Here is a 14,236-nt window from a genome sequence, read left to right on the forward strand (position 1 = left end):
TATGCTGTAATGTCCAGAACCCCGGTGTCTCCGAAAGAGAGCCGGGGTTCTGGCGTTTGGGCTGGCGTTGAAATGAAAGCGCGAGTCTGCCGTTCGCGAAACGACGTAGCGAAAACCGATTCCGATACCTCCTGCCGAGTAGCGCCTTTCTACTTTGAGCTTGAACTTCTCGTCTTGCTTCGCCATGAAAAGACCCCAAGGGTCGGATCTATGTCCAACTCTTGGGGTTCAGTTCACGGTCAGAAACCTTTGCAATAACCGGCAATAAAAAGCGGCGCGCCGCTTTTTATTGCCCGCGTTAGTGGCGTTGTTGAGCAGCCGCGTTGGGAGAGCACTCCGGAGTTGCTTAGTTTTCGCTTTTTGCCCCTTCCAGTGCGGCGGATTGTCGCTTGTGCGCCGAATTCACCTTGCGAATTTCCTGGGCTCCCGGTTTGCTGCCGCTCTCGTCATGCAGGAATCGCCTTGCAATCGACCAGAGGATTGTCTGAGTTAAAGCAGGCCCAGAGTTGCCGACTGTAGAATGGCGGATCTTGGGGTACACAACCAGCAGGGCCGCCCGCATAGCTGTTGTATAGTTTGCCTTCCGCGAGCCACCATTTTACATCAATATAATAATTGGATAGGTAAACCCAATATCTAGGCCCGGCTGTTACGCATAGGTAAAATGGTGGATTTTTATATGTCACCTGACTCGCATCGCTTTCCCATGCTCCGGATTCGACGCTTCTGAATTTCGTTTGCGGCGTATCCGTGATTATGACGTAACTATCCCAATACATTGCTCCGCCCGTATATTGAGATAAATATCCTTTGGCAGTCTTACCTCCATCGGTATAGGTCACCTCGAGATAAAACCATTCTCTGGAACTGCGGCTTATCAAAGCTGATTCTTCTGCAGCGAGCTGGCGCTGGGTTCCGGTTGGCCCAGCAGGGGCATTATCCGGGCTTGGGACCGGAAAATTCTGCGAATTGTCTTGAGACATATCTTGTCCTTTATCGAAGGTGTTTCGGTTTGGCTATTTAAAAGAGCGAGCTGAATTTAATCCCGACTTTGTTTCGGGGCGCAGTTATTCGCCCCAACCTCGGTGCCTGTCTCCCTAGCTTTCGGTCATTTTTTCACCTCTATACATCAATCTCCCATTCATAAGTCGCTTTCCTGTTGTTTGAAAACTATGCTGGCATTTCTTTTTAATTGACTGAATGGAGGTGGGGGAATTGATGTGAAGTATAAAAATAAACACCGAATTTTCCAGTGAATTTTCCTTTTTGTTGTGTTACCTGTATAACAGACGGGCTTTTAATTTCTTGAGCGCGATTGGCCGCAGGGTGCAAACAACCCACTGGGGATGAAGGGGCGCTCAATTGAAGAAATGTGGTTGTGGGAATCAGACTTCTCGTGTTCCCCGCGCAGGTTCAACGTCAAATCCGCGCCGAGCTACGGTCATTCGATTATGCATATCGGATGTCTTTTGATGGACCCGGAGCGGACCGTCGATCCTGTGAGATATCAACGGCGGCTACTAAGTTAAAAACGACCGGTCGCGCCCATGAAGCGGCAGGTCATCGACCTTGGAGCGTGAGCGCGGCGCGTCTTGGCGAAAAAAGCAGCTGGCAAGCCCCGGCGAATCGGAGGTAAGTTGTCGTTGGAAGCCCCACCTGGCAGACCGCGTCCACTCCATAGGTCAATCTCAGGATGTGACGAGATTGGTGCGATTGAGCGCTGCCGCGTAGTAGACGCCGCGATAGCTGACGCCCGACGTTCCATGCATGAATGATTACTATCGGCCGCGGACCCTTTGCATCCAGCGGTACCTGAAATCGTGGGCCGATCGTGACGGTCCGGCCGTTCCAGACTGCGGAATACGCAAGATAGTTAACACGTGGATGTGGTGTTTCTCCCACACATTTCGTGGTGCGACGGAGACAGATTTCCTTCGTTTGCCGCGGCAATATTTACTTGTAATTGTCTGCACATCGGCTATTTTTCATTGTGAATTTGCGCTGCAGCGTCAATACATGATCAGGAAAATGTGGGAGCAGTCCCGCCTTGGTGCTGACACACTTCTGTTGCATTGCGTGCAACGTGACGGGTATTGAAGGCAGTCGGTGACGGCACCTTACTCATGAAAATATGATTAGTAATGCGAATATAATATAGACTGTGAAATAGTCAGATCGATTGCGCTTGATTCGGTAACGGTGATGCTGCGGGCATTCTGGGGAATGAGGTAGCACATTGCTGCCGCCTCTTTGGAGGGTCGACGCCCCCCAAGCGAAGCGAATCCCCACACAGGAGAACGCTATGTCTCAGCAGCCGCTTCTGCCGCAAATCAAGAAAATTGTCTATCTGATGCTTGAAAACCGTTCCCTCGACAATCTGCTTGGTTGGCTGTATGCGGGCGACGAGCAGCCCGCCGTCGTCTTCCCGCACAAGAGCAGTCCGAAATTCAATGGCCTGCGCCCGCAGACATTTTTCAATCTCGATGGCAATGGCGAGAAGATATTCGTCCAGCCGATAAGCGACGACGTCTGGAAGAATTATCAGGCCATTCCATGGGCCGATCCTTTTGAATCGATGCTGCATCCATTTGATGACGATCCGCGGCCACCAAACAATCCGTGGAAGGGCGTCATGAACCAGTTCTTTGGTGGGGTGCAGACCATAGACCGTATGCCGACCAGCGAGTCCGGGTCGCCGCCCATGTTAGGTTTTTTCAATGACTATTACTATCCCCTGCAAACGGTGTGGAAAGGACACGATATTCTCTGGACTTACACGCCGCAGCAATTGCCGGTGATCAATCATCTGGCCAAGCAATTTGCCGTCAGCGATTGCTGGTTCGCGTCCGTTCCATCGAACACCAATCCAAACCGAGCCTATTCAATATGCGGGACGTCAATCGGGCGCTCCAGCAATCAAAACATCCATGCGGTAGAGCAGTTCAATATACCGACCATCTTCAATTATCTGACGCATGCGAAAAAGAGCTGGGGCATTTACTATGAGCGCGAATGGCACGGCAATCAGTGCTATACCGCCTATACCTTTCCGCAAATACAAGCTGCGCAGCAGGACAACGAGGTGGCGCCGCTTGCGCAGTTCTTCGGTCATGCCAAGACAGGTACGCTGCCCCAATTTAGCTATCTGGAGCCGAAATGGACATCGGTTTTTCCCTTCGACCAAGGTTCGGATTATCATCCGCCCAGCGCGCCGTCGAATGGCGGGGAACAGTTTCTTCAACGAGTCTACGAGGCTGTGCGCAACAGCCCGGATTGGCATGACACGCTGCTGATTGTTTCCTTCGACGAGCATGGGGGCACCTACGACCATGTTGCGCCGCCCTGGGGCGCGATCAACCCGGACGGACTTCACGGCGAGAATTTCTTCGATTTCGACCTGTTTGGAGCGCGCGTGCCGACGATCCTGATTTCGCCTTACGTACCGACCAGGTCGGTGTTCCGACCGCCCGAAACGAGCCACTATCCTTTTGATCACACGTCCTTCGTCAAGACCTTGCTGCTGTGGGCCGGCATTGACTTGTCCACGGTGAACCTTGGCAAGCGCATGCCGCAGGCGCCCACCTTTGAGGGCGTGTTTGTCGACCATGTGGTCAACGATGGCGCCATTAATTTTGTCGGTCCCCCGCTGTCGGCGATGTCCGCCGTGCCCGACGGAAGCCATCCGGCAGGGTCGCGGGCGAATTTGCTGGAACTGCTGGAGGGCATCCCCGTGGTCGCCAGCCGAGTGCTACTGGCGCAGCACCATAGCGCCGACACGCTGAATGCCGCCGTCGCCCGCTATCGGGAAGATCCCGCTCAGTTTGATGCAGCGCTTGGGAATCAACGCTGATCCCACGACGCTCGGCTCTATGCGCATTGCGTAAGACGATGGGTGCCGACCATGGTGAAGGTTGGCACTTCGTTTTTTACGCTCACAAAAGGAACTGATCACGAGTCGAGATCTTGTTCAAGCTGAAAATCCCACTGTGAAAGCGGACCTGCTGCGTACCAATCCCCATTTGTCGAGTGAGAACAAGCAAGTCGAGGCCACGCAGTATCAAGTTTGGATGGAAGATAACGGCGGCTTTTACGAGTTCCGCTGGAGCGCTTCCATCACCGGCTCGGATGATTGGGAGGGTCTGTATCCGAATGACACGGCGCCGGACTCCGAGTATATCGGCGGCGACAATTGGCAGTGGGCTACCCGCGGCAATAGCTACAAGACCAGCACGCCAGTGACGTCGGCTTATCAAGTACGCTATCTGGTTTGGGATGGCAAGGCCGGACAGTATGTGTCGGTGGCGCGGGGCCAGATTCGCTGAAGGCGGACCAGGCCGCAGACAGAAATCGTGTCGTGACTTTTCCATCTCGTTCGACGTGACCAGAGATCACTTCGAATTTTCGCACTTCTTCCAGCGGCACTGCGGTTAGCACAGTTCCGTCGATCGCGACCCGGAGGTGGCTCGCCCCGTGGCACTTGCGTCCTCCGGCTAGCCATCCAATCCGGAACTGCTCGTTCTCGAACTATTAGCCATACTCAACGGTATCTTTTCGGACTGTGGTGTGAGACAAAGTCGGAAGGCCGGTTAGATCAGCGACGTTACGGGCCGCCTCACGATAAGAGACGAAAGCTCCGTGTTTGGCGCACAGATACGTGACTTCGGCCGTGCGGCGCGCAGGAAGAAGGGGTGAGCTGAACATTCGGAGAATCTTGGATCAGCGGAGTTGTCGTTGTCGTCAAATGGCTCGGGAGTACACAAGCATGAAACTGCCGTTGTGCCTTTTACTGCGACTTTGCCGAGAGCAGTCGCATAAGTTCGGGTACGTCAATCCTTGATCCGCCGGTACCCGCCGCAGTGCCTGCAGGTTCGGTGGAGTGCGTCGTAGGCGTAAATCTGATCTTGTACTATCAGCCGTTGCAGGGCCGCCAGAGATTGACGGCCTTCCGCCAGCGATAGGCCAAAATCTGCAACCGTTTCGCGATCCAGCGGCCGCCGAACAGCGCAAACAGTGTCCCTTTCTCCCGCTCCTTGTCACTCAAGGTAGACTTTCCAACGCAACTCCATGGCCGTCTCCCCAACAGGTCAACGTCCAGTGTAGGCGATGCGTTTGACTCCCCTGATTTCGTCCGCTCCCGGAAATTGCGAGCTGCAACAGCGGCTGATTCCAATCAGGCCATCTGAAGGCCTCCGCCGCTTTCCACGGCCTTTCGAGGTGATACGAACGACATTGCGTATAGCTTCCAGTCGAATGTGACGCCTACGCTTTTCAGGATGCCGTACGCCCACGTTATGCAATTCGTTCCCAAATTTATTTGCCCCCCAATCAACGAGAACGTGCCGACCGATTTGCTGACATCTGCCGTGTCACAAAGCGCCATGCACTTTTCAATGATTTTTCCAGCAGTCTCACTTGATATCTGAAATCGTGGTGTTTCTCTAATGTTGAGCCTTTTGTTAGCGGGTGTGTCGTACCACATGGTGTAGTCGTGTCCCTCTAATACTTCGGGAAACGAAGATTCTGCGGAGCTGGATCTACCGGATCGACCGCCACACGATCTTGCAGTTCCGTCGGTCTGGCATCTGTAGCGTTCGATCGACGTATAGGAGTTGTAAAAGGCGTGGCCACTTCCGCCAGAGGACGATCCTCTTGCACCGACGAGGTGAAAAACTTCGTAAATGCCATCGTCCCCATCGCCCTGATAGACCGCAATCAGCGCATGGCCCCCGAAGCCTGACCAGGTCGTGCTACCACTGTCCGAAGACGCGCTCTGAACCATTAACGAGACCCATGACATAACGATATCCTTCGTAAATTGCGCGCTCTCTAAGGAGAGAGCGGAATTAAATGGAACCGCATCTGGCGCAGAATAGATTGGGCGAGGATGCGCCGTCCAATCGTCGGATAGAGTATAGGCAATTTCGCGAAAAAAATGCGTTTCCCGAAGGCTGACGGTGGTGAGTGGTAATTGAACGGGAATCCTGAGCAAACGCTGTGCGCGAACTGCAGCTCATTGTGACGGGACCGTGATAACGCTCGTCAGCGGGGCTTGATCGAGATCTATGCGGATTGGATGGCGATCCAGGTGAGCGCAACTCCAGACATCGGAGGGGCGGTATGATCGAATTATCCGCTATTTCGCCCCGAGTGCACTGAGCGAAGGTTTCAAAATATATGGCTCGCGAACATGCAAACCAGGTCCGCGGTCGGTATGGAGAGAGATCGAGCGAATGCGATTGCCGCCACGAGAGCGTGAGTGAAACGACCTTCGTTGCGGAGAGAAAAAAAGCCCGCACAAGGCGGGCGCAATTCCTTTGGAGACCGAGGGATACGGGAATACCCTCCAGACCACTGTAGCGCGCGGCGTGGAGGCGCGCACCTATCCGAACGGACAGGGTCGCCCTGTTGTCACGGCGTGCCCGATCGAGCGGATGGCGCATGGCGACCCACATCGCCCGCTCAGGTTGTCCGGACATCGATGGCTGCTTCCCGTAGTAGTGCAACAGCCCGCTGAATCCCCCCGAGATTGCGTGCTCCTTGTCAGCCATTTCGAAAGCACCTCACTCTATTCGCCATAGTTTGTCGAACTGCTGGACGGTGTGAATTAAACGGGCATTGGCGACGTCTTGACGCATACAAATTGCTTTCACATTCCGTATAGTTGATTTATCAACTTGTCAATGATGCAAATCAACCTTGATAGCGAAACCGATGTTTCACGAAGTCATTCCTGGCGGGCTCGCGGAATCCTCGCGATTGAACCGGCGCATGTTAGAGCGGGTTTGATGTGGTGACACGTAGCCAATGGGCAAGAGGCATGAGTTCCCCAGCTTACGAATCTCTGAATCCCCTCGAAGTCCTTATTGACGGCGTTAGGCACAGCGGCACGTATCGGGTGATGACAGGGTCGGTCATCGTCACCTACGGAGGGGAGATCAAGGTTGCTTCGTTTGGCATGGACCGCCCGGAAGTAGTCGCGAAGTGGCTCCTAACCGATCTCGTCCGGCGAGCCAAGTCGAGTAGGTCGCTCTGCAAAAATCAGAATTCACTCCTATAGGTCAGGAAGTCACAGCTATGAACCAGTCCCGCACGAACCTGACGGCGCCCCTGCTGTCCGCCGATGCAACCCTATTGTTTTCGGCCTATGGCTTCGGTTGGGGTTACTGTGCCTTTGCGCTCCCTGCTGTAACGGTCTGTACAAAGCTCGGCGCGGCGAACGAAAACCCGAAAGAATTGATGCTCGCCTTCAAACTTGGTCAGCGCCGTCTTTTGCAGGCTGTGGAGAAGAAAGTGTTGCCAGGCACTGGCGAACGGGTCACGTTTTCGACCGCCGATCTCTGACTACGGACGGACGCGGCGCTTATCACCATATTGCGAGAGCGAGTGCGCGCCGCGCGACCTCGAACGTCCGCTGGCACGTGAGGAACTAACCTCTGACTATCCGTTTAAATGCCCCGACGAAAGGCTGAAACTGGCCGGCGAGCGGTCGTTCGCCGGCCAGTCTCACCTTCAAACTTCGGTTTGTTCCGCCATTGCGAGAGCGTCATCCACCTCAATGCCGAGGTAGCGAACCGTGCTCTCAAGCTTGGTATGGCCGAGCAGCAACTGTACCGCGCGGAGGTTCTTCGTTCGGCGGTAAATCAATGAAGCCTTTGTGCGACGCATGGTGTGCGTGCCGTACGCGGTAGTTTGCTATCGATCGCGAGGTTGAACATAGCCAGCTCGTGGACGTTTGAAGACATCTGGAGCCTGGTACGGATTGCCCGGATTTCCGGGAGCTTCAACGGCGGCTTTTGTCCAGTCGGTTTGCCCTTGTTCCACGGTACGCGGGCGCCAGTGGAGCGATGCTGAGTTTCCATGACGATCTCCTTCGAGTTGAAGGGATATCCAGCGTGCGCGACTGCCAGTGGTCGCTGGACGACCGCATGCCACGAGATCGGGAAAGTGCTTACTAATTCAAAGCGCCATCCTCGTCCTTGACGTGTTGGACCAAGGTCTCATTGACCGGCCTGAAGTTCAGGTGTTTTATCGTATAGGGACGGTTCACGCGTCCGGACCCTGGTCGCGGACGGGCGATCTGTTTCGACCTCACTAAACATGACTTCGCGAAATTCGACCAGGTTGTGTTGTGGCGCCAAGTTGTCGCTTTCGTTTGTCTTATGTTCCTGTCGATGCCTAAGCCATCCGGGCAGAGAACCACGCAAGCACCGGACGGTTCTCTGAACGTCAGGAAAGGTCCTTTGTCGGCGTCAACAAACAACCGTCGGAAGGAGTGGCCATGAACAGCTGGAAAGCCGGTTGGGCGAGGGCCTTATGCTTATGGCTGGTCCTGCTGGCGGCCATTTCGGCGTGTGCAACGCACGGGCCGGAGGTGCCGCCATCGGGCGCTGCGCCAACAGCTGCCGCGTCCTCGGCTCCCGCGCCATCGTCCCCTGAGTCATTGGGCCCAGCGCCTTTCGAGCCAGAGGAGATCGATGCCCTGCTTGCGCCGATTGCGCTTTACCCGGACTCGTTACTGGCCCAGGTATTGATGGCGTCGACCTATCCGCTGGAGATCGTGCACGCGGCGCGTTGGGTGAAAGCAAATCCGAATGTGAAAGGCGACGCCGCCGTGAAGGCGGTGCAGAACGAGCCGTGGGATACGAGTGTGAAATCGCTGGTGGCGTTCCCGCAGATACTCGAGCCGATGAATGACAAGATCGACTGGACCCAGAAGCTCGGCGACGCTTTTCTTGCGCAGCAAAAAGACGTCTTCGATGCCGTGCAGCGCTTGCGGGCACGGGCGCGGGAGTCGGGCAACCTCAAGTCGAACGAACAGCAAAACGTAATGGTCGAACCGGCACCTGCTGGCGGCGGGCAGACCATCGTGAAGATCGAGCCCGCTAACCCGCAGGTGATCTATGTGCCGGCCTACGACCCGGCTGTCGTGTATGGCGGCTGGGGCTACCCGGCGTATCCGCCGTACTACTGGCCGCCATATCCGGCCTACTACCCCGGTTACTACCCAGGCGCGGGCCTCGCCTTTGGCGTGGGCCTTATTGCCGCCGGCGCGATCTTCGCCGACTGTAACTCGTGCTGGGGTGGAGGCGACGTCAACATCAACTCCGACCGGGCCCGGAACGTTGACCGCAACTTCGACAGTTCAAAGCGCAAGAACGGCGAGCGTGGTGGCCGCTGGCAGCACGATGCAGGCCATCGTCAGGGCGTCGCCTACCGGGATAACGCCACGCGTGACAAGTTCGCCGGGTCGAGAGGGGCCGACGGGCGGTCCCAGTATCGTGGGCGCGGTGCTGATGCAGGCAACCGCGTGGCCACGGCCGACCGGCCGGGCGCGGGCAATCGTGCTGCGGACCGGTCCGGCGGCGCGAACCGGGGCAACGTGGCCGATCGCAGTTCTCCCGGCAATGTGAACCGGGTCAATAGCGGCAATCGCGCGAGCTACGGCGGTGGGAATGGTGGCGGATACGGCGCTGGGCGTGATGGCGCGTTTTCTGGCGTCGGGGGGAGCGGCACTGCCTCGCAGCGCAACTTCGACAGGGGCAACCGAAGCATGCAGGGCTCGGGCTTCAACCGGCCTTCGGGAGGTGGCATGCGAGGCGGCGGTGGACGCGGTGGCAGGCGCTAGGGAGTGAACCATGAAAGTTCATCCACAGGATGTGAAAAGACTGCTGATGCTGACCTGCACGAATTTCGCGGCAGCCGTTGCGCTGTCGGTCGCGATGGTACCCGCGCACGCGCAGAAGAACTTCAGTTCACCAGAGGCCGCGATGAATGCCTTTGGCGACGCCGTCGTCAAGGACCGGGAAGACGTGCTGCGCACGATCTTCGGCAATGACTTTCGTGAGCTGATTCCTCCCTTCGGCGCGCCGGTGCGGGATACCTTCATTGCCGAGTGGGCGAAGTCACACAGCATCGAGCCCGGCGAAGCCGGGCATGCGCAAATCGTCGTGGGCGACCAGGGTTGGACCTTTCCGGTTCCGCTCGTCAAAGGCGACCAGGGGTGGCACTTCGATACGCGGGCCGGCGCGCAAGAGATACGCTTGCGGCGCATCGGCCGCAACGAACTGGCCGTGATCCAGACGATGATGGCGATCTTCGACGCGCAGCGCGAATACGCGCAGACCAATCACGACGGGAAAGGGGTGCTCGCCTACGCCTCGAAGCTGGTAAGTTCGCCCGGCAAACAAGACGGCCTGTATTGGCCGACCGGGCCGGACGAGACGGCAAGTCCGCTCGGCGCGGCCTTTGTCGATGCGAGTTCGCGGAACGCCCAGAGCGCCGGCTACTACGGATACCACTTCAAGTTGCTGGAGTCACAGGGGCCGAACGCGCCCGGTGGCGCCTATGACTACGTCGTGAAGGGCAAGCTGTTCGGGGGCTTTGCTGTCATCGCCTGGCCGGTGAAGTACGGTGAGACGGGCATCAAGACGTTCATGGTGAGCCATTCCGGTCAGGTCTACGAGCGTGACCTCGGGCCGGACAGCACCACGAAAGCGCAGTCGACGAAGACGTTTGACCCGGGGCAGGGCTGGAGCAAGGTGCCTGATCGCGATAGCGAGTAATCCGTTCGCATGCGGTGCGGATCGTTCAGTTTCCATCGAGCGGCTCATGAAGCAGTGAAGGAAGCGGAACAATGAGCGAAGTTTCACCTGTGGTATTTGTTGTCGATGACGATGAGCACGTGCGTCAAGCCATTGCGCGGCTGCTTCGAACCGCTGGCCATCTGGTTGAGACCGTCGGGAGTGCCGGTGAACTCCTGGCTCATCCTGCCTTGATGAGACACCCGACGTGCATTTTGCTGGATCTGGCGTTGCCGGACGCAAGTGGTCTCGATCTACAGCGCGCCCTGGGTGCTATCGCATCCATCGTGTTCGTGTCAGCGCACGGTGATATGAGCACCGCCGTTGAAGCGATGAGGGCGGGTGCGCTCGATTTTCTCGAGAAACCTGTCGATGAACAACTGCTTCTCTCTGCCGTTGCGCGTGCTCTCAAGCATGGCATAAAGGTATTCGCACAACACACACGAAGCTCCGAAATTCACTTGCGCGTAGCGCAGCTGACCAGGCGAGAACAAGAGGTTATGACGCTCGTCGCGGACGGACTGTTGAACAAGCAGATCGCCAATACGCTCGGCATTGCTGAGCGTACTATCAAGATCTATCGAGGACGGATGATGCAAAAAATGCATGCCAGGTCGGTGCCGGAACTCGTGCGATGCTTGATGCAGCTGGACATTGACGTGCCACAGGCGGGCGACCGTCAGTAGATAAGTACCCGGTCTCAGCACCCACTGTTCGGTGCGTGGATAGTGCCGGGACCTGGACGATCGACGGCCATCCGGTCAAATTGTGCGAGCGTTGCTTCATGGCCGACCAACGTCCACCGTGGTCGGCCGTAGCCAACTGTGAACAGCCTTTCAGACTGGCGCATGCCAATGAGCTGACTGCTAGTCCCAAACAAGTCGAATTTCTCGCGACGCGCTCCACATCCCGGCCGTGGTAGCCATGACGAGTCGGAAATCTGGATCATCTGTTCTTGATAGAGGCCCGACGCTTCATGGCCGGTCGTAGTTTGACTTGAGTTGCGGATCCCGGACAGGCGAATTCGGACCAATCGTCGGGAGGGAGGGTGCAATGGTTGAAGAGCATGTTCCTGCCGTCAGCGCCAGCGGGGCGGCGACCGCCAGAGGCTGGCGTGCGATATTGGTGCCGGCTCAATGGTTGACGAACTACAGACTGCGGTGGCTTTCTTCCGATCTCGTGGCCGGGGTGACGCTTGCTGCCTATGGAATTCCAGTTTCACTAGCCTACGCGACGCTCGCTGGATTGCCGGCTCAATACGGCATATACGGCTATCTGGTGGGGGGAATCTTCTACGCGCTGTTCGGTTCGTCGCGCCAGCTGGCGATTGGACCCACTTCGGCAATCTCGATGCTCGTCGGCGTGACGGTCGTGGACATGGCCGGCGGCGATGCCGAACGGTTCGCGTCCATTGCCGCATTGACGGCGGTACTGATCGCCGCCATGTGCCTGCTGGGGTGGATCCTGCGGCTCAGTTCGCTCGTCAATTTCATCAGCGAAACGATACTGCTAGGCTTCAAGGCCGGAGCCGCGCTGACGATCGCACTGACTCAATTGCCAAAGCTGTTTGGTGTGAAAGGGGGCGGTGAGCAGTTCTATGAGCGTGTCGCGATCCTGGTTGGGCAGCTTCCTGGCACCCATCTTGTCGTGCTTGCGTTCGGGCTTGGCGCGCTGGTCCTGCTGCTGCTCGGCGAAAAATACTTGCCGGGGCGCCCGGTCGCCTTGTTCGTAGTGGCGCTCTCCATCGTGCTGCTGTCGGTGACGCCACTGGGCGGCATGGGGTTCACGGTCGTCGGAAATTTGCCGCGCGGATTGCCCGGTTTTCATTTCCCGCCGCTCAGGGTCCGTGACGTCGATGGCATCGTTCCGCTGGCGTTCGCGTGTCTGCTGTTGTCGTACGTGGAGAGCGTATCGGCGGCACGCGCTATCGCGCAGAAGCACGGATATGAAATCGACCCGCGTCAGGAGCTATTAGCGCTCGGCGCGGCGAATCTCGCCGTGGGCGTCTTTCATGGGTACCCGGTGGCGGGTGGTTTGTCGCAGTCTTCCGTGAACGACAAGGCCGGCGCGAAGACCCCGCTGGCGCTAGTGTTCGCGTCATTTGCTATCGGCCTGTGCCTGATGTTCCTCACGGGTCTGCTGACCAACCTGCCCAACGTCGTGCTGGCGGCCATCGTGCTGGTGGCGGTCAAGGGCCTCATTGACATTCGCGAGTTGCGCCACGTTTGGCACGCCAGCCGTTACGAGTTCATGGTGTCGATGGTCGCCTTCATTGCCGTACTGCTGCTGGGCATTCTCAAAGGGGTGATCTTCGCGGTCCTTGCGTCGATGCTATTGCTCATCCACCGCGCCGCGCATCCGCACGTGGCGGTGCTCGGACGCATTCCAGGAACGCATCAATATTCGGACATCGAGCGTCATCCCGACAATGAGCCGATACCTGGCGTGCTCATGTTCCGAGTCGAGGCTTCGCTGGTCTACTTCAACACGGACCATGTGCGGGCAACGGTACGGGAGACAATCCGGGCGGCAACGTGCGCGGTCAAGCTGGTGATAGTCGATCTGTCCAATTCTCCGGCGGTTGATATCGCCGGAGCGCGGATGCTGGCTACCCTGCATGCTGACCTCTCCGAAGCGGGAGGGATCCTGCGGATCGTTGCCGCTCATGGCAGCGTGCGCGATATGCTTCGTGCGGAAGGACTGGAGCAGCAGGTTGGCGATATCGGCCGCTGCGTTTCGGTGGATGACCTGATCGGGACGTTTATGCACGGACTCGACGTCAAGATCGCGGTGGCGGACCCGGTGGCGAAAAAAATGACTTGATTCGGGTGCGGCGGATCAAGCCCGATCTGAAGCATGCATCACCTGGATAACTGGTTGAGCGACTGCTCGTTGGGCCGGAGAGACCTTTGAATGGCTAAGCCTCAGTGTTGATGAACGGCCGGAAGTGGCCGAACCAGGAAACAGGATGGTTGACGATTCAAGTTTCGGAGTTACCGTGACCTTGAGCTTCCGTAGACGACCCGATCCAGCCGCTCGGGCAGTTGCGACTGCAAGGACCGCTTCCACGGGCCAAACGGCCATTCGCCTGCAAGCCATGCAGTGGCCACAACCAGGGCGCAACCGAAGCCGCGGATGCCGAGTAGCCCTGGCCCGGCTCCAAACGGCCGGAAATGAACTGGGTCGACGTCTTCGATGCGCATGGCGTGGCCGGTTTCGAGTGGCGCGGCCGGGATATCGCGACAGCGCCAGATCAATATAGTGCGCAATTTGAACTTGGGCGCGTCGCTAGCCCGGACCGTAGCGGAAACACGCGGTCTACCATGTGTATTGAATACTCATCAGCTGATCATCGAAGAGGCTGACGGTTCGAACCCTTGCATGGGCATAGTCGATACACTGCGGCCAGTTCCGTAAGCGGACCCCGACGTCCCCAGGCTAAAGAACCGATCCGGTGTAGGACAAGAATCCATGTCCAAATCCACTTTGCCTGTCATTGACCACGTACCCGGCGCCGGATCGCAAACTTCAGCGGTTGCGAGCGCGTGTGTGCCATCGAATCCCCCGACTGCGAGCACCCGGCAGTCGGCGAGTTGTGCAGCGGAATATGAGTTGCGGGCCTCGCTCAGGCTGCCGGCCTGGAGACCAGGTGCCTG

At 57.4% G+C, this 14,236-nt stretch carries 10 protein-coding genes and 1 pseudogene; 7 read left to right on the top strand and 4 right to left on the bottom strand.

Annotated elements, in window-relative coordinates; all coding sequences use genetic code 11:
• Positions 1-186: hypothetical protein (locus U5A58_RS26595; RefSeq protein ID WP_321963608.1), on the bottom strand; the 186-nt coding region annotated here is incomplete at its 3' end.
• Between the two features lie 260 nt (positions 187-446).
• Positions 447-983, bottom strand: coding sequence for a hypothetical protein (locus tag U5A58_RS26600; RefSeq protein ID WP_321963609.1), 537 nt, complete (start codon positions 981-983; stop codon positions 447-449).
• Between the two features lie 1,319 nt (positions 984-2,302).
• Here U5A58_RS26600 and U5A58_RS26605 point away from each other — a divergent pair.
• Positions 2,303-3,850, top strand: coding sequence for an alkaline phosphatase family protein (locus tag U5A58_RS26605; RefSeq protein WP_321963610.1), 1,548 nt, complete (start codon positions 2,303-2,305; stop codon positions 3,848-3,850).
• A 61-nt stretch (positions 3,851-3,911) separates the two neighbouring features.
• Positions 3,912-4,322, top strand: a complete 411-nt coding sequence (locus U5A58_RS26610) for a hypothetical protein (RefSeq protein WP_321963611.1) — start codon at positions 3,912-3,914, stop codon at positions 4,320-4,322.
• Positions 4,323-4,909: 587 nt separating this feature from the next.
• On the opposite strand, the gene U5A58_RS26615 is transcribed toward U5A58_RS26610, so the two are convergent.
• A complete protein-coding gene (locus tag U5A58_RS26615) occupies positions 4,910-5,041 on the bottom strand; it encodes a hypothetical protein (protein WP_321963612.1) in 132 nt (43 codons plus the stop codon).
• A gap of 2,033 nt (positions 5,042-7,074) precedes the next feature.
• Here U5A58_RS26615 and U5A58_RS26620 point away from each other — a divergent pair.
• On the top strand, positions 7,075-7,341 hold the full coding sequence (locus U5A58_RS26620) for a hypothetical protein (protein WP_321963613.1): 267 nt from the start codon (positions 7,075-7,077) through the stop codon (positions 7,339-7,341).
• A 168-nt stretch (positions 7,342-7,509) separates the two neighbouring features.
• On the opposite strand, the pseudogene U5A58_RS26625 reads toward U5A58_RS26620, so the two are convergent.
• A pseudogene (locus U5A58_RS26625) lies at positions 7,510-7,859 on the bottom strand (tyrosine-type recombinase/integrase).
• A 419-nt stretch (positions 7,860-8,278) separates the two neighbouring features.
• Here U5A58_RS26625 and U5A58_RS26630 point away from each other — a divergent pair.
• The 4 genes from U5A58_RS26630 (at position 8,279) to U5A58_RS26645 (ending at position 13,403) form a co-directional block, all read left to right on the top strand.
• Positions 8,279-9,625 (top strand): DUF3300 domain-containing protein, encoded by a 1,347-nt coding sequence (locus tag U5A58_RS26630; RefSeq protein ID WP_321963614.1) that lies wholly within the window; start codon positions 8,279-8,281, stop codon positions 9,623-9,625.
• 46 nt (positions 9,626-9,671) lie between these two features.
• Positions 9,672-10,562, top strand: coding sequence for a DUF2950 domain-containing protein (locus U5A58_RS26635; protein WP_321963615.1), 891 nt, complete (start codon positions 9,672-9,674; stop codon positions 10,560-10,562).
• A gap of 71 nt (positions 10,563-10,633) precedes the next feature.
• Positions 10,634-11,266: a response regulator transcription factor gene (locus U5A58_RS26640; RefSeq protein ID WP_321963616.1), complete on the top strand. Its 633-nt coding sequence runs from the start codon at positions 10,634-10,636 to the stop codon at positions 11,264-11,266.
• Positions 11,267-11,633: 367 nt separating this feature from the next.
• A complete protein-coding gene (locus U5A58_RS26645) occupies positions 11,634-13,403 on the top strand; it encodes a sulfate permease (protein WP_321963617.1) in 1,770 nt (589 codons plus the stop codon).
• Positions 13,404-14,236: the final 833 nt, after the last annotated feature.

It is taken from the genome of Paraburkholderia sp. J7, from assembly GCF_905220155.1.
GTDB lineage: Bacteria > Pseudomonadota > Gammaproteobacteria > Burkholderiales > Burkholderiaceae > Paraburkholderia.